This is a genomic window from Alicyclobacillus sp. SO9 (assembly GCF_016406125.1).
In the GTDB taxonomy this organism is placed as follows: domain Bacteria; phylum Bacillota; class Bacilli; order Alicyclobacillales; family Alicyclobacillaceae; genus SO9.
Genome location: NZ_CP066339.1, coordinates 2,942,179 through 2,958,804, shown reverse-complemented (window position 1 = coordinate 2,958,804; position 16,626 = coordinate 2,942,179). Strand labels below are relative to the sequence as shown.

18 protein-coding genes and 1 other annotated feature (1 of these 19 only partly in view) are annotated in these 16,626 nt (G+C 48.0%); of the genes, 12 read left to right on the top strand and 6 right to left on the bottom strand.

Annotated elements, in window-relative coordinates; genetic code table 11:
• Positions 1–219 (bottom strand) — a binding site (T-box leader) (it extends 1 nt beyond the left edge of the window).
• Positions 220–285: 66 nt separating this feature from the next.
• Complete coding sequence (locus GI364_RS13865; RefSeq protein WP_198849863.1) at positions 286–1,611, bottom strand: rhomboid family intramembrane serine protease; 1,326 nt, start codon at positions 1,609–1,611, stop codon at positions 286–288.
• Positions 1,612–1,891: 280 nt separating this feature from the next.
• Here GI364_RS13865 and GI364_RS13860 point away from each other — a divergent pair, with 280 nt between their 5' ends.
• The 3 genes from GI364_RS13860 to GI364_RS13850 all read left to right on the top strand — a co-directional run bounded on the left by GI364_RS13860 (position 1,892) and on the right by GI364_RS13850 (position 4,320).
• Complete coding sequence (locus GI364_RS13860; RefSeq protein ID WP_198849862.1) at positions 1,892–2,818, top strand: manganese-dependent inorganic pyrophosphatase; 927 nt, start codon at positions 1,892–1,894, stop codon at positions 2,816–2,818.
• 188 nt (positions 2,819–3,006) lie between these two features.
• On the top strand, positions 3,007–3,408 hold the full coding sequence (locus GI364_RS13855) for a GNAT family N-acetyltransferase (protein WP_198849861.1): 402 nt from the start codon (positions 3,007–3,009) through the stop codon (positions 3,406–3,408).
• Between the two features lie 39 nt (positions 3,409–3,447).
• Positions 3,448–4,320 (top strand): alpha/beta hydrolase, encoded by an 873-nt coding sequence (locus tag GI364_RS13850; protein ID WP_198849860.1) that lies wholly within the window; start codon positions 3,448–3,450, stop codon positions 4,318–4,320.
• A gap of 95 nt (positions 4,321–4,415) precedes the next feature.
• On the opposite strand, the gene GI364_RS13845 is transcribed toward GI364_RS13850, so the two are convergent.
• On the bottom strand, positions 4,416–6,176 hold the full coding sequence (locus GI364_RS13845; protein ID WP_198849859.1) for a serine hydrolase: 1,761 nt from the start codon (positions 6,174–6,176) through the stop codon (positions 4,416–4,418).
• A 409-nt stretch (positions 6,177–6,585) separates the two neighbouring features.
• Here GI364_RS13845 and GI364_RS13840 point away from each other — a divergent pair, with 409 nt between their 5' ends.
• The 7 genes from GI364_RS13840 (at position 6,586) to GI364_RS13810 (ending at position 11,026) form a co-directional block, all read left to right on the top strand.
• Positions 6,586–7,032: a GNAT family N-acetyltransferase gene (locus tag GI364_RS13840; RefSeq protein ID WP_233095796.1), complete on the top strand. Its 447-nt coding sequence runs from the start codon at positions 6,586–6,588 to the stop codon at positions 7,030–7,032.
• 84 nt (positions 7,033–7,116) lie between these two features.
• Positions 7,117–7,737, top strand: coding sequence for an HD domain-containing protein (locus tag GI364_RS13835; protein ID WP_198849858.1), 621 nt, complete (start codon positions 7,117–7,119; stop codon positions 7,735–7,737).
• Positions 7,738–7,848: 111 nt separating this feature from the next.
• Entirely contained in the window at positions 7,849–8,673 is an 825-nt protein-coding gene (locus tag GI364_RS13830; RefSeq protein WP_198849857.1) for an MBL fold metallo-hydrolase, read from the top strand.
• A 96-nt stretch (positions 8,674–8,769) separates the two neighbouring features.
• The gene (locus GI364_RS13825; RefSeq protein ID WP_198849856.1) at positions 8,770–9,321 is read left to right on the top strand and encodes a GNAT family N-acetyltransferase; all 552 of its coding nucleotides are present in this window, start codon (positions 8,770–8,772) and stop codon (positions 9,319–9,321) included.
• A gap of 35 nt (positions 9,322–9,356) precedes the next feature.
• Complete coding sequence (locus GI364_RS13820) at positions 9,357–9,533, top strand: hypothetical protein (protein ID WP_198849855.1); 177 nt, start codon at positions 9,357–9,359, stop codon at positions 9,531–9,533.
• 240 nt (positions 9,534–9,773) lie between these two features.
• The gene (locus tag GI364_RS13815; RefSeq protein WP_198849854.1) at positions 9,774–10,538 is read left to right on the top strand and encodes a WD40/YVTN/BNR-like repeat-containing protein; all 765 of its coding nucleotides are present in this window, start codon (positions 9,774–9,776) and stop codon (positions 10,536–10,538) included.
• Positions 10,448–11,026, top strand: coding sequence for a WD40/YVTN/BNR-like repeat-containing protein (locus tag GI364_RS13810; RefSeq protein WP_198849853.1), 579 nt, complete (start codon positions 10,448–10,450; stop codon positions 11,024–11,026). The genes GI364_RS13815 and GI364_RS13810 overlap by 91 nt, the downstream gene beginning before the upstream one ends.
• 35 nt (positions 11,027–11,061) lie before the next feature.
• Here GI364_RS13810 and GI364_RS13805 read toward each other — a convergent pair whose 3' ends face one another.
• The 3 genes from GI364_RS13805 to GI364_RS13795 form a co-directional block, all read right to left on the bottom strand.
• A complete protein-coding gene (locus GI364_RS13805; protein WP_198849852.1) occupies positions 11,062–11,325 on the bottom strand; it encodes a hypothetical protein in 264 nt (87 codons plus the stop codon).
• Positions 11,326–11,337: 12 nt separating this feature from the next.
• Positions 11,338–11,484, bottom strand: coding sequence for a hypothetical protein (locus tag GI364_RS13800; RefSeq protein ID WP_198849851.1), 147 nt, complete (start codon positions 11,482–11,484; stop codon positions 11,338–11,340).
• Positions 11,485–11,620: 136 nt separating this feature from the next.
• Positions 11,621–12,511: a LysR family transcriptional regulator gene (locus GI364_RS13795; RefSeq protein ID WP_198849850.1), complete on the bottom strand. Its 891-nt coding sequence runs from the start codon at positions 12,509–12,511 to the stop codon at positions 11,621–11,623.
• Between the two features lie 175 nt (positions 12,512–12,686).
• Here GI364_RS13795 and GI364_RS13790 point away from each other — a divergent pair, with 175 nt between their 5' ends.
• The gene (locus GI364_RS13790; RefSeq protein ID WP_198849849.1) at positions 12,687–13,268 is read left to right on the top strand and encodes a GNAT family N-acetyltransferase; all 582 of its coding nucleotides are present in this window, start codon (positions 12,687–12,689) and stop codon (positions 13,266–13,268) included.
• 241 nt (positions 13,269–13,509) lie between these two features.
• Here the strand turns inward: GI364_RS13790 and thrS are convergent, their stop codons facing one another.
• Positions 13,510–15,432, bottom strand: coding sequence for a threonine--tRNA ligase (gene thrS / locus GI364_RS13785; RefSeq protein ID WP_198849848.1), 1,923 nt, complete (start codon positions 15,430–15,432; stop codon positions 13,510–13,512).
• 592 nt (positions 15,433–16,024) lie between these two features.
• Between thrS and GI364_RS13780 the strand changes: the two genes are divergently transcribed.
• Positions 16,025–16,618, top strand: coding sequence for a kinase (locus GI364_RS13780; protein ID WP_198849847.1), 594 nt, complete (start codon positions 16,025–16,027; stop codon positions 16,616–16,618).
• The last annotated feature ends 8 nt before the right edge of the window (positions 16,619–16,626 follow it).

The window sequence follows — 16,626 nt, the reverse complement described above, 5'->3', positions numbered from 1 at the left end:
TAAAGGACGGGGGCATACCCTCGTGTTACCACCTTCATTGGTCACAAACGTGACCCGCTCAAATCGCCGTGAGGCTCCCTTGTAACGGGGGGATCCGGATGATTTATCATCATCTGCTCAAAGGTGGGTTCCAAATGACTTGAAAGACCAACCTTTCACCAAGCGGTCGGTTCTCTGTACATCCGCACTCATTTGTACTGGCCTTCTCAATGCAGTAGGACAGGTTCAGTTTTGTGTACTATACACAGCCTTACTTTTTCTGTCAAGCAGCAACTGCAGGATAGGCTAGTTCTCTTTAAGGTACGTTCTATGCAGGGTTTGAAACTGTTTGAAGGCTTGGTTGCTTTTTGTAAGATATGTCAAACTTCTCTTTGCCTCCGACGGTTTTGAGATCTTGAGGCTGTACGCTAACACCTCGATGTACCCATAAAAATACGTTGCACTGTGATTCAATTCTGTCGTCATTTTCTTTGCGTTGGCAGGTGCAACCATCTGGAGATACCTCAGTTGGTTTCCATCGGCCTCCAGAGGAGAAACCAGACGGCTTATATCGCTGTAATACTTGGATTCTGTAATCGCCTTCGTATCATATTGGCTATGATACCGCGTGTACTGTGCTCGTATCTCAGTATAATTTTGCAATGTCTTATTGAACTCTGTCTTAAACTCCTGCACAGGGTTGGGGCGACGAGGAGAGGTAAAAGTACCTGTGCTCGAGTGGGCATCCGATACTGCACTCGACGGTGACTTAGAAGTTGCCGTTGAAGACGGCTGCGACATCCCGCTTGGGGCGTTCGAAGTTGTGCCTGCGTTGTGGCGGCCATCTGCAGCGGTGGTACCTGCTGAAATCCTCGGTCCCGAGGTAGAGTTTAGTTGAGATGAATTAGCCTTTGAAAGTTTGCTTAGAATACTAAGTGGATTACTACGCAGCCGGGTCTCGGTATGCTGCCCGTTATGATAAGCTAAAAATAACGCGATTACTGATAGAATTGCTGCAATAAATCCTGTGACATTTACTACATGTCGATATGAAATACGCTTCATTTGTAATAGCGGCCCCGCGAGCAGCAACCCAGTAAAGAAGCCGCCGATATGCGCGCCATTCCCGATATGCGGTGTGGAGAAACCATACACGACATTGACTACAAATAGAACAATGACTTGATTTCTGACTGCGACAGGAAGTATTCCCTTTATCCCCATATACAAGGCCATCCCATAAAGCCCCATAATAGCCCCGGAGGCTCCTGCAGAAACCGTGTTATGAGGATATAACAACACTTGGGCGAGATTGCCGATGATGCCAGAGAGGACATAGACTGTAATGAATGTCCACGATTGCGCTACCACTTCAATTCCTGCAACAAAAGCCAGCGCAACCATGTTAAAACCGATGTGCGTAAGATTCAGGTGGACAAAGTCTGCTGAAATCAGCCTCCACCACTCATGTCCGATTACAACATCGTGGTAGTCAACGGCTCCAGCCGCTATCAATCCTAAGGGTGAGCGACCTGTCTTGCCTTCAACCACCAGGTACCAGAGAACATTCATTGTAATCAATATCCAGGAAGCATAGGAACGACCATGTACCCATTTTACGCGGTACTCCAAGTAATCCCCCTCCTGTAAGACCCTGTTGTTTCTGACACCTAAATAGACGATTCTTACCACGGAAACATTACAAATAGAGTCCAGGTCCATCTGGTTGTGGTACGACGTTGAATAAAAGCCGTATAATAGAGGCCAGCCAGTCCACAGGATTGACTGATCTATTCTATTATATTTTACTCGTGTTATCTTAGTGTATGGATCACATGTATGGCTCGGCTGGTTTGACTGGCCCGCTTACAAGGTACAATGTGTAGATTGGTGAATTAAAGGAGGATGTGTGTTGGAGAAAACACTAATTTTTGGTCACAAGAGTCCTGACACAGACGCCATATGCTCGGCTGTAGCGTACGCTGATTTGAAAACCCAGTTGGGTACATCGGTCGAAGCAGTACGGTTAGGTCAAGTTAATGACGAAACTCAATATGTTCTCGACTACTTTAAACAGGAAGCGCCTAGGCTCGTAGAAACCGTTGGCAACGAAGTGAGCCAGGTCATACTGGTCGATCACAATGAAAAACAGCAGAGCGTCGAAGACAGAGACGCAGTATCGGTAATAGAGGTGATTGACCACCATCGCATTTCGAATTTCGAGACCTCCGGTCCCTTATACTATCGGGCGGAGCCGGTCGGTTGCACGGCCACTATATTAACCAAAATGTACAAGGAAAATGGAAAGACTATTCCCAAACAGATTGCCGGTCTTATGTTGTCCGCCATCATTTCTGACACCTTGTTACTAAAGTCACCCACCTGCACTTCTGAAGATGTGGAAGCTGCCCGTGAATTGGCAGACATTGCAGAGGTTGACCTGAATGAATATGGAATGAAGATGCTAAAAGCTGGTGCTGACGTGAGTAAAACCAGCGCAGAACAGCTAATTTCACGAGATGTCAAAGAGTTTCAGATGGGGGCACACAAGGTTGAAGTTGCCCAAGTGAACGTAGTGGATGTTCAAGATGTGCTCAGTCGAAAGGCAGAGGTTTTGAAGCAGATGGAGTCGCGCGTGGCAGAAAGAGAGCTTGATTTGTTCCTTGTGACCGTGACCAATATTCTTGACAATAACTCTGTCGGATTGGCCAGTGGTTCGCAAAAGGCTGCTGTCGAGCAGGCCTTCAATGCCGCCTTTGAAGACAATCAAGTTCCGCTTGACGGTATCGTCTCGCGTAAAAAGCAAATTGTACCTGCTTTGACAAAAGCCTTGACCTAGCGATATGTATTCGCAGTCGTTCCAGAGAATAGCTCTAGTGGCTTCTGCCAGATTTTCGTCTGGCAGAAGCCATGATTGAGTACATGAATTTTGCAGTGCCGTATCAGAGGAAATACATATACCTTCAAACAGATTCATTTTGTTTTCCATTTGTCTCGAAATCAGCTTACGGGAGGCACAAAAGAGTCATGGAGCAAGTCAGATATGAGTTTGTCACAGACTTGAATGCAGCCGAGGTTGCAGATGTGTTTCGAAACGCTGGTATTCGTCGTCCTGTCGATGACACACAGCGGATTCAAAGCATGATAGACAATTCGAACTTGATTGTCACTGCGAGATTGAATGGAAGACTCGTTGGGATAGCAAGAGGGCTGACAGACTTTGCGTGGTGCTGCTACCTGTCTGATTTGGCGGTGGACAAGCAGTTTCAGCGCATGGGAATAGGGAAAGAACTGATGCGGCAAGTCCGAGAAGAAATTGGACCAGGTGTGAAACTTCTGCTTGTAGCTGCCGAAACGGCAGAGGAGTACTACCCGAAAATTGGATTTGAAAAGGTGGACAGGGCCTATGGTATTCCGCGTATGTACTGAGTCTCAAGCATTCAAACCTACGAAAAGAAAGGAACTCTCGTGATATGGGCGATAGTTGTCGTCGCTGTTGTCCTGATACTATTGGCTTGGATAGCAGGTAATGCTGTGCTGGGATGGTACCCGACCCGGCCGGCGCGTCACTATCCTAGTCGAGCAGCCATGACGACAACGCCAGCTGAGTACGGGCTTCCCTTTGAAGACGTGAAGATTGCTGGAAGACTTTCAGGATGGCTCATTCCTACCAACCGGGCTCGCCCAACTGTGATATTTGTCCACGGATGGGCAGGGTCCAGGGAAGAACCCTGGGTACCATTTCTGGGATTGGCAAAGGAAGTCTATCAACGCAAAATGAATACTGTCTTGTTTGATTTGGGGTATGTAAGCGGCAGCAGGCCTTATACCGGCGGCTCCGCCGAATCTAATGACGTACTAACTGTAGTGGATTGGGTGCGGTCTTGGGGGGATGGTCCTATCATTGTCTGGGGATTCTCCGCGGGCGGGCACGCAACCTTGTCGGCATTGGGTGAGACCGGGAATCGAATTGACTGCGCTATCACTGACAGTGCGTTTGTGAGCGCATTTGATTCCTTTGCGACTATGTATCAACAAATGCTGCATCTTCCAAAGTTATTTTTTGTCCTTGTGCCAGCGTTCTTTTGGTTGTTTACTGGGTACTTTCCAAAACGGATACGCAGTGTCGCAAACAGGCCTCTGCTCGTAATTCATGGTTCAGAAGATTCCTCGATTCCCGTCGCAAATGGTAGGTGGCTGTCTCAGTGGACGCAAACGGAATATTGGGAAGTCTCTGGCACAGACCATGAAGGCGCATTCCAAAGTCATCCCGAAGAATATATCGAAAGGTGTTTTCGTTTTATTGACCGGTGCATCCCCGCATCTTCAGTTGATGCATAACTTCTTTAAAAGGGCTCGCGGGCATTCCGTTGGTCCTGTCAGATTCCGTTGAGCCCCTTCAGGTTATGTCCCCCTCTATACTTTAAGGTACATCGTCAGCGCCGTTTCAGGACAAACGTTCCATTTGGCTGTTTAAAATTCACCTCAGAACAGACTCCGCTGTCGTCCATGACAAATTGAACTGAGAAGCCTGGCAGGGCTTTAATATCAAATTCTGCATTGGCTACGGGCACCAACTCATAGGCGGGCTGACCGGGTACAGTGACCACCAGCGTGTCGTCTTTACGAAGGGCAACCGTGACGTCCGCACCATTTAAGTCGTAGGTGCCAACGTATTGATTAAGGACCTCTCTGGACAGCGACTCGACTGAAGGCTTTCGAACAAACTCGAAAGCGTCGAGCAGCAGTTCAAACTGGATGTAGAGACTTGCAATTGTTCCGCGGACATCTGTGTGAAACTGAACTTTGTATTGTTGAGCCGTGTCTCCGTCACCGATGGTCATAGCGAAGACATCATAGTGAAAGTGTTCAAGTAGAAGAGGTTTCTCCTGTGAATGATGGCTGAGGAGCAGTGTCTCGTTGTCCAAAGTGACGGAAACGACACCATACGCAGGATGAGCGAATTCTCCAACATAATCAGTCAGAGTGTGAGAGGGGTGCGTCGCTTTGACTCGATTCTCCTCATCGCTGTTTGAGCCTTCTCGCATGGAAGCCGCAATCTTTTCCATGTACTCCTTTCCTTTTCCGTTCCAGTCGACGGCTGTAAGACCAAGAAATTTATCAAATATCGTATAGGCTGCGGCCCGGGGCAGGAGGCTTTGCTGCTGATTGGTTAACACGACAACGCCTAGTTGCTCCTCCGGAACCATGGCTACGATAGCACTGAACCCATCGATATTGCCGCCGTGATGTACAATGTGTCGGCCGCCGTAAACTTCGGTGAACCAGCCGAGGGCGTAGCTTTGAAATAGAACACGATTGTCGAGATTCTCGTTTGCGGCGGGAATATGAGGTGTATGCATTTGTACTACATTGTTTTCACTCACCAACTGGGAACCATTGTGTTTGCCCTTTCCCAGGTGCAACTTCACCCACTCTATCATCTCAGACACGGACGAGTTGATGGATCCCGCAGGTCCGAGGGCGTCAAGATTGGCAAACGGCATCTCTTGAATCTCTTCATCCACAAACTTGTATGGTTTCGCAAAGTCAGCGTCTTGTTGGGACTGGTTGACTGAGAAATTGGTTCTGTGCATGCCAAGGGGTGTGAGTACACGGGACTTCACAAAATGCTCCCAGCCCTCCCCTGACACTTTGCCCACTAGGTATCCAAGTGTCATGTACATCATGTTCTGGTATTGGAAAGTGGTGCGAAACGGCTTTGTGAATGGGAGGTAACGCAGACGCTTTAGAATCTCCTGGCGGGAAATCGGGGCCTTGTACCAAACGAGATCGTGGCGGGGAAGCCCTACTCGGTGCGTCGCTAAATCCCTCAGTGTGGCATGTTCACTGGCGTACTTGTCGTGCAACTCGAACTCTGGTAAATAGGACGAAACGGGTGCATCCCACTCCAGCTTCCCGTCGTCAACCAGCATTGCCAAAGACGTTGTGGTGAATGCTTTCGTGCTCGATCCAATGGCGAACAAGGTGTCCTTGGTGACAGGTAATCCCTGCTCGACGTCCCGTAAGCCAAAACCTTCCTGTAAAATCACGTTGCCGTCCTTTACAATCGCTACTGCTGTACCCGCGATGTGCAACTCGTCAAGGCTGTTTTGCAAATACGCCTGAATCTCGTCAAGCTTCTCCTTGTCTTGATTTGACAGGGAAGACAAAGCATCTCTATTACTCTCTGACATTGACTGCACCTCCACATTCCTTGATATCGCTAAGTATATCGGAATATACGCCTGTCTGTATCCAGCTTAGGAATGACGGTCACGTCAGTCCTAAGGCTGATGTCCGTCGACACCATTGCCTGACTGGGCTTGGTAGATTGTCGACAGTTCTCTGACAGATGTAGTAAAGGAAGGAATGGTATAATTAGTGAATCACATTCGATTGAAATTATCCTTTTGAAGGTCAATACGGCTTTTCATCAGCTTTTTTAAGAATCTATCCGGAAAACGTTGCAGCATTGAGCTGTTATCGGTCAGTGGGATTTACCAATGTGCAGCATTTGACAGACGACATGTCGCCTGAGTGGATGTGGATGTTCATGGAGTATGAGTCACCGTAAACGAAGAGCGAACGCAAAGAGGTGTCCACTTGCCGAAGTCCCGCATAACCCGGACTTATCAACTCAATCTAAATGACGTGTATCCTTTAGTGCTCGCAAGCGAAACGGAAGGCTTCCGCTTTGTGAGGAGGCTCTATGAGGATTACGGCAGTGGAGACAATCGCTTTGATTCCGATGGAGCAGCCTTGTTTACTGTACAGACAGGCGCGAGGATGGTTGCCGTCGGCGGTCTGAATCAAGACCCGTATGTACGGGCTGGCCGTGTTGGAAGAGTTCGTCGCCTGTACGTACATCCAGACTTTCGGAAGATGGGTTTTGGTAGATTATTAGTTGAGGCGATTATCCAAGAAGCTCGATCTTCGTATGATATGTTAACACTGCGGACGGACAATCCAGTTGCAGACCAGTTCTATAGAAAGATGGGGTTCCTAGCAGATGACAGGTACGAAAACACAACGCACTATTTGCCGCTCTGATTCGGTTCCTCATTGAGAAGAGGTTATCTTCTAGAGCTACTGTCCAGCATTTGTCCGGCAGCCTGAAACGGAGGAACTTGCCCTATGAAGTATGAAGAATTGTTGCTGGTTGCAAGAGAGAGATCGTCGGATGACGCGGCACACGATTTCCTTCATGTTGAACGTGTTTTAAAGAACGCACAGTCCATCATGGAGGAGGTTCCCGCAGACGCTGATGTTGTGATACCCGCTGTATTACTCCATGAACTTTTTAATTACCCGAAGGGTCATCCGCTTTCTCACCTTTCCGGCGATATTTGCGCGGAACATGCTAGTGAAGTTCTTGATAGATTTGATTCCCCCGGCAGCAAGCGTGAAAAGGTGCTGGATAGCATCCGCTTTCATTCATTTTCCAGAGGTGTGGTTCCGGACCACATTGAAGGGAAAGTCCTACAAGATGCCGATAGGCTCGATGCATTGGGGGCAATTGGGATTGCAAGATTGTTTGCAACGTGCCAGCAAATGAAGACACCGTTCTATGATTTAGCGGACCCTTTTGCTCAGAATCGTGAGCCTGATGATAAAAAGTATGGGATCGATCACGTATACATAAAGCTGTTTCGACTCACAGACTCAATGCATACCCGTGTTGCCAGAGAAATGGCGATGAGACGAACACAATTTATTAAGGAATACATACAGCAGTTGCGTTTAGAGATAGAATAATGCTTTACATTGCAAACCGTAACTTTGTTTAGATTGTGAGAAAGTCAAAGAATATTAGGTTGTTTCATTATGATCTATATAACGATGAAGAAGTGAAGAGGAGGCATTTAAGTGTCCAAGTTTATCTGTACTACCTGCGGAACTCAATATACAGAGTCTGAGAGTCCGCCGGATGAGTGTCAAATCTGTAATGAGGAACGGCAGTATGTGAATCCGAACGGACAATCTTGGACGACGTTAGAGGAAATGACGCATAGCGGGACCTTCAGAAATGAATTTCTGTACGAAGAAGACGGCCTGTACAGCGTCACAACCACACCGAGATTCGCCATTGGACAGACTGCTTATGTTGTCAAAACAAACGATTTCAGTCTGCTGTGGGACTGTATTACATACATGGATGACGAAACACTGCGTGCGGTTCGGCGAGAAGGCGGGATCAACGCGATGGCTCTGTCCCATCCCCATTACTACTCTACGCAAGTTGAATGGGCTGAGACACTAGACGTTCCCATCTACATACATGAAGCAGACCGGAAATGGGTCATGCGCCCCAATTGGCACATCCAGTTTTGGTCAGGAGATGTGCTGAAGCTGTCGGAAGGCTTGACACTGCATCGTCTTGGCGGGCATTTTGAAGGTGGAACTGTCCTTCATTGGGAGCATGGCTACAATGACAACGGCATCCTTCTTACTGGAGACATCATTCAGGTGGTTGCGGACATGCGATGGGTCAGCTTTATGTACAGTTATCCTAATCTGATTCCACTGCCTGCAAGAAAAGTCGCGGAGATTGGCAATCGTGTGTCGGCGCTCAAATTCAAACGAATATATAATGCCTTCCATCGAGTGATTCGCGACGAGGCGGATGAGGCAGTGAAGAGGTCAGTCGACAGATATATTGCTGCGTTGGAAGGAAGACTTTTCAACACGTGAAAGCAGTTAGAGGGGGAATGAGACAATTGTGACGAAACAGATGCAACCATCATAAAACGGTGTTTGGGATGGAGTCATGAGGAGGTATCTTGAAATATGATTGAGATAGTTGGAGAGAAGGTCGTTCTCCGTAAGCCGACAGATGAAGACATCGACGAGTTGTATTTTTGGAAGTATGAAGAAAAGAAACAGGAAGCGAAGAAATGGAACGGGCCGTACATCCAGCAAAACCACATTACAAAGGAAGAATATAGACGGCTTTGGTTCCAGGAGGTTTTGCCGAATGTCCCGTCTTCTCTTGTGATTCGAGCTGATGACAAAGCGGTGGGGGATGTGGTGGCGTATTGGATCGACAAAAACACGAATTGGCTTGAGACGGGAATTGTCATTTACGATATACACTATTGGAACGGCGGCTACGGTACTGAAGCGTATAAGTTGTGGATTGACTTTTTGTTTGAGTCGACAGAATTACACAGGTTAGGCATGTCGACCTGGTCAGGGAATGTAAGAATGATGCGAGTGGCAGAGAAACTCGGAATGAAGCCAGAGGCGAGGATAAGGGATGCGAGAATTGTAGCAGGGAAGTATTTTGATGCAATCAAAATGGGCATTTTGCGACGCGAGTGGGAATCATTGGGATGCTAGGTATGAATACTGGAGTTTAGCAAGGAGGTTTCGTCATGATTCGCAATATTGTTGCTGCTGTTATAGCTGTGGCCATCGTAAGCTTTGTCGTGTATCAGGAAGTGAAGCGACGCAAGACAGGGAACCGCAATTCGCAGTATCGCGAGAAATCAGAACAGGAGAAAGCCCTTGAGATGGAGAGTGAGCATAAGAAGTTCTATAGGAATTGGTGAGACCTGCTAGATATGCGTGGGTATCCAGAGAAGATATTGAGATCGTAGACGGGATTTAGCAAAGAATGTCACAAAAAATCCCTTGGCAGAAGTGAGGATAGACTTAATGGGTTCAGATGAAGAAGTACTACACGGAGGAAATGTCAATCAAATTGTCCGTGTGTCGGTCTGGTACAGGTGTGAAACAATTCGGCTTGTGGATCCGTCGTGTGTGTAGCGGGATCGAAGGAGAGTTGTTTTATGAACAAGTCGATTACATATGCGAGTACCATTGGATTAGCAATTAGCAGTCTCATCACGGGGTGCGCTTCCAGCAAGTCAACCTTCACCAATTCGACCCAAGGGTCAAGTAGAGCAGTGAATCAAACCTCATCAGGTTCAGCATCTAACTCTGAGCCTGTTCAGCAGTCGTCATCGACAAAGCCCGTACAAGTTGATTTCATTCATATGACCAATCCTCATGATGGATACGGTACGAGTTCATCCGGTATCTTTCGCACAACAGACGGCGGGTCTACTTGGAAAGATATTTCTCCTAAGGGTCTAAACCAAGAACACCACTTTGGCAGTCAATTCAAGACCTCGAATCAACTGTGGGTTGCTGTTCCGCCCTTTAAGAGCCGAACGACCTCCGTATCCTTGTTATCCAGCCACAACCAAGGACGTAACTGGACACGGGTGGCATCTGTACCAATTCATTTCACATCTCCATCGCCGGTACAGAGTGTACAAGTGGATTTCGTTGACAAGAGGTGCGGATTTCTTATGGTTACACCCCAACATGGAATGCAGAGTGAGCCAGGGCAATTGCTCGCCACGAGTGACGGAGGTCATACATGGAAGAAGGTAGCGACGACTGCTGAGCGGAACCTCCCTACTGGAGGACGTATGCGCTTTCTTACAAAAGACGATGGATGGTTGGTTGGAAGTCCGACGTGTACCACCTGCCCGATGGAGCTCTACCATACGACGAATGGGGAAAGACATGGAGAAAGGTATCACTAGGGACGCCGACAAGTACGAAACAGACGCAGACACGCCGCTTGGATGTTCCAAAGTTTGACACCAGTAACCGCCAAAATGGCGAAGTCACTGCAGTATCCGGTACCAAGTCTGGCAGTCAACTGGAAGCACTCTATACTACTCATGATGGCGGACAGAAGTGGAACAAGACAGCGGAGAGAAAAATAAGCACGGTGTACTCGCTCGTCAATAACGTTTCATTCGTGGGGCCTAAGGATTGGTTTTTAGTCAACAACTCGCTCTATAAATCAGACAATAGGGGAAAGTCTTGGACCAGAGTCTCCGCGACTCAATTACAAAAACTTAGCGCACTGCGAAAACATGTATTTCGGCAAATCCAAATGATTTCCGGTTCTGCCGGATGGATGCTATGGGTTCCTAAATATCAGGGAAAAGGTGCGCCGGTAATACTACACACCCAAGATGGAGGCCGGACTTGGGCGGTGATTCATCCACAATTGAATTCCTAGAACAGCCGTGTACCGGATTGGCATGGACCACGTTTCTATGTCCTGGAGGAGATGCGGCTGACTCGCAAAATCAACTGCCAGTAGAGAAGGTTTACGATAAAACCCACAACGTATTCGATGTAGGTCTCGAACAGGTTCCAGCCGTTCAAGTAGAGGAGCTTTCCTGTGAGGAGTCCAAGCAACAATAGTTTGTCGGTCCTTCGGTACATGATGATGAATAGTGAGACGGTGACGGGAAACATACCAAGTTCACACGGCATACCTGCAAGGGTCCAGTTGTGTTGAAATTTCGGCAGCATGTAACCAAACCCCTAATAGGTCCAAAGGGTGTTCAGTGTATACCCTAACGTGGTGGCAAACGGAGACATGACTACGACAACGTATCGCTCAGACTTGCGTACCAAGAAAAGGGCGACGGTCCATGGCAGTACAATTCCCAGCACCAGATTGTACATCATGGCAAGGAATCCCTCCATCCTCGAGATACCCTTAGGATGTTAATTTGTGGAGGTCTATATTCCCGGAATAATCGTCGTCACAATGGGGAGATGAAGCGAACAATTCATGTCGGAAAGAGAGTAGTCCGCTTTTTTGTTAACGGACTGGCCAAAGGTCTCTTGTCACCGATTGTATGATTTGTAATGCTTCCGAAGTTCGCTTTCGGCGGCGGTAGACGAGACTGATTTTCCAAGCCTCTTGCGGCAGGTTCTCGAAAGGTAATTGGACAAGTTCTCCACACTCCAACTCATGTTGAACGGTCAGGAATGGAACAAACGATACGCCTAAGTTTGCTTTGACCAGTTTCTTTACAATATCTGCCGGTGCAGTCTCAATCCACTGATAATCGTCGCCAAGAATCTGTTCAACTTCCTCGCGAAACGTTGAAGCAGAACTTGAGTAATCGAACCACACCATTTGTTCTCCCTTCAAATCGGATACTTCAGCGGATGCCTGGTGTGCCATATTGGCCAATCGGTGTTTTGGTGATAAGACGCACACGAGCGGGTCTGTCCAAACATCCATGAATTCAATGCCGGGAAACGAGGATTTGTTAAGGACAAAACCTGCATCAACGGTCCCATCATAGACGTGCTGGATGACATTGTGAGAATGTTCATCGAGTGACGTAATGTTGTATCCAAGACTTTCCATGCGCTGTATAAACGGCATGAGAAAATAGGAATTCACTGAAGGAGGAGCAGCGACGCGGATATGAAGTCTCTGGTTTTCCATGTTTTGCACCGATGATAATCCCTCTTCAAGTACTGCAAGAGCTCGTTCAGCAAAACCGCGAAACTCCTCTCCTGCATCAGTCAATGCGACGCCGCGGTGTTGACGGATAAACAACTGTTGCCCCACTGTACTCTCTAATGCGCGAACATGCTGACTTACTGCAGGTTGTCCCATGTGCAAAGCTGCAGCAGCCTGAGACATGGAACCACTGCGCGATACCTCAATGAAAACACGTAAATCGATGAGTTCCATAGAACAGCTTCCTTCTTCGTTTTGGTATTTCAATTTGCAATAGTTCTTAGACAAGATATCATACTTCACACTAGTTGTGTGCTCGAAGATAATGTTTGTAGTGTTGTTGGTGACGAAGGCGGTCTTCAGGAACACACGTTGACGGTTGTGCAAGCTGACTTTTGGAGGGAGACAATTGAGTGACCGTATGATAAAGAAAGTTTGGAACGACAGCTTGGACGATGAGGAGGGTTCAAGTGGGGCTGTTGTGTCAACCTTTCAACATGTTCACACAGAGCGATTGTTTCTACGGAAGCCAGAGAATCAAGATGTCACAGATATTTTACGGATTCACGGGAATCCTGCCACGAATCGATACAATCCCCACGGCCCCATGACGAATAACGACGAGGCAGCAGAACGTCTGAACGACTGGCAGAAGAGCTGGGCCAACGATGGCTTTGGCTATTGGAGTATTTTTGCGGCGGAGGGCTCTGAGATAATTGGGTTCGGCGGGATTAGTCGCATTTTTTGGGTTGGACGTGAAGCATTGAATCTCTACTACAGATTCGACAATGGCAGTTGGGGCCGCGGTTATGCGACAGAAATTGCCCGTACGGCTGTGCAGTTGGCGGCAGAGCATCTTCCTGACCTTCCGGTCATTGCCCGCATCAACCCGGCGAATAGTCCATCCATTAAAGTTGCTGCGAAAGTCGGATTACGCCTTAATCCCATGGCTAGCAACAACGACTACGCAGTGTACACCATCAGGTGGTAGGAAGTGCAAGAGCAGAGAATGGAGGAGGCAGTATGAAGTGGGACGCTCATGCTGTCAGTCAAGTAGGGCGTGGTTACGATGAATTTCACATCTTGCGATCCCGCTACGGACAATGAGTCCTAGTTGCGGGATCGCACATGTGAATCTCCACCTGTGTTACCCACCTTGGTGCATTACTCTGTTACCAGAGGTGGACATGGTACTATCTTATACCGCCCGTCAGCATACCTGGTGTCAGCGGTTAATCTCCCGCCAGCAGGTCCTTGTTCTTGACTTGGTTTGAGAACATCTCCATAAACGCATCCATGTCCATTTGACCAAGGTCTCCCGTTCCATACCTGCGAACACTGACTTGTTGACTAGACTGTTCTTTCGCTCCAATGACGAGCGTATAGGGAATCTTTTTCATCTGTGCTTCACGAATTTTGTAGCCGATTTTCTCAGACCTCGCATCGAGTTCAACGCGAAAGCCCCGGGATTGCAGTTTTGATTGCACAGAGTTTCCATACGACACAAAGGCATCAGATACGGCGACAACGCGGACCTGGATGGGAGCCAGCCAGTAGGGGAAAGCGCCCGCAAAGTGTTCAGTGAGGATGCCAATAAAGCGATCGACAGAACCAAAAACAGCTCGATGAATCACCACTGGGCGCAGCCTCTCGTTTTGCTCACCCACATACTCTAATTCAAATCGCTCCGGAAGCTGGAAATCCAGTTGGACTGTTCCACACTGCCACATGCGGCCAATTGCATCTTGAATGTGAAAGTCAATCTTCGGACCATAGAATGCGCCGTCGCCAGGGTTAATCCGGTATTCTATTCCAGACGCATCCAGCACCTTCTGCAATGCGCCCTCTGCCAGTTCCCACAAACCGTCTGCCCCCATTGAGTCGTCCGGACGCGTGGACAACTCGATGCGATAGGAGAATCCAAATACACTGTAGATCTGATGAATCAGTTTCAGGACTGCTGTCAGTTCGGTTTCAAGTTGATTGGGCTGGCAAAAGATGTGGGCATCGTCCTGTGTAAAGGAACGAACGCGCATCATTCCTCCCAACGATCCGCTCAGTTCATGCCGATGCACATACCCATACTCGGCGATTCGAATCGGCAAATCACGATAGGAGCGCTGCTTGTGTTTATAGACCAGCATGTGCCCTGGACAATTCATCGGCTTCAGCGCGAACTCCTCATTATCCACTTGTGTAACGTACATATTCTCTTTGTAATGAAACCAATGCCCCGACTGCTCCCACAAGCGTTTGTTGAGGATGACCGGGGTTTTTACTTCCTTGTAGCCGCGGATAGATTGCAGGGAACGTTCGAATTGCTCCAACTCATTTTGGATATGCATCCCATTCTTGAGGAGGATAGGCATACCCGGTGCATCTTCCGAGAACATGAATAGTTCCAGTTCACGTCCTAACTTCCGGTGATCGCGTCGTTTTGCCTCGTCAACGCGACGCAGATACTCGTCGAGATGAGACTTTTTCGCAAAGGCGATGGCGTAGATGCGGGTGAGCTGCTCACGGGACGAATCCCCCCGCCAATAAGCGCCTGCTATGGACATCAGCTTGAACGCCTTGATGCGGCCTGTGGAGGGTAAGTGTGGTCCTCGACAGAGATCGATGAATTCTCCCTGGCGGTAAACCGAAATGGTCTCCGTCTCCAGAAGGTCCTGAAGGATTTCTACCTTGAATCGCTCTCCCCGGTCTTGAAAAAGATGCAGGGCCTCGTCTCGAGAAATGACTTCTCGAATCACAGGGTGATTTTCCTTGACAATCGCAGACATTTCCGACTCAATTTGAAGCAATTCATCAGGACTGAAAGCATGGTCAGCAAAGTCATAGTAGAAGCCGTTCTCAACAACAGGACCAATAGCAAACTTGGTCTCAGGAAACACTCTTGCAACTGCCTGAGCCAGAACGTGTGCTGCTGTGTGCCGCATCACCTGTAGACCGTCTTCGTCGTCAAGCGTAACGAGTTCCACTTGGGCCTCTGGCACCACTTGAGAGGAGAGGTCTGCAAGACTGCCGTTCACTTTAGCCGCTACAGCTTCTTTACCCAAACGCGGATGAATCTTTGCAGCGATTGCAGCGTAAGTTGTGCCAGCTATCACCGTCCTTCTTGTACCGTCTTTGAGTTTCACAACGCAGTCTGCCATCTCGCGACTCTCCTTTACAATCTTTTTTTGGTGCCGTTTTGTAGAAATCAACTTCATTGTCCGCCGCCGCGGCATCGAGGCGCTTTCAAGCAAATCCAAGCGACTACAGCTGATGAAAAATAAAAAAACGCCCTCATCCCTGTTGTCAGGGACGAGAACGTGATTCCCGTGGTTCCACCCAAGTTCAATGCGATTGGTCCCAATTCAGAAGACCTTCGCATCCTCGCAGCGTGTAACGAACGCCTCCGGTCTTGTTTCAGCTCACGCATCCTCAAGACAGCTTGGAAAGTGGTGTCCAATATTTACGGTACGAATCGCTTTCAGCCGGTGGCGACTCTTCTCTGTACTACAACGAACGATATTGGCTCGTCTTTCCGCTTCGCTGATTACTATTTTATCCAAGTATTTCGATACAATATAGCAAGGGTGAATTCATCTGTCAACCGCCACTTAAGGGTATAAATGGTATAGTGGTGCAGAGGTGGTATTGATGCGTCTTAAACTACTGTGACCCAAGCGCTCATGCAGACAAAGATACAAACAAGTGGCAGAGTCATTTTCATAGGGACTTTTCGACAACAGAGGTGATGCTTTGGAGACTAATGCTGATAAATTGGTGAACGCCATTGAAAGGACATACTGTAATGCACGCCTGGTCGTTGGTGTGGACGGATTAAGTCGGGCAGGAAAAACGACGATGGTCAATGAGACTCAGAAAAAGCTAGTAGAGAAGCGCTTACCAGTCTGCGTTTTTCATCTGGATCATTACATTGTGGAATCAAGAAATAGATATCATACCGGATTTGAAGAATGGTATGAGTACTACGAGTTGCAGTGGGATGTCAGATATTTGCGACAACGGTTGTTTGAAAAAGTGCAGCATGCGGAGGAAATACGTCTTCCGTTTTACGATGTAGAACGTGATGAAACTGTTACTAAGAGTGTGGTTATACAGAGTGACGCCATCGTGATGATAGAAGGCGTATTCCTTCAACGTGAAGAGTGGCGGCGGTTCTTTGATTTTGTCATTTATGTGGATTGCCCGCGAACAACCCGTTTTGAACGTGAATCGCCGAGAACCGCCGTACAGATAGAGAAGTTTGTGAAGAGATACTGGAAAGCAGAAGACCATTATTTGAAGACGGTCAGTCCCATTTCCACTGCGGATCTAGTGGTTAGCTGCTGAATTTCTCC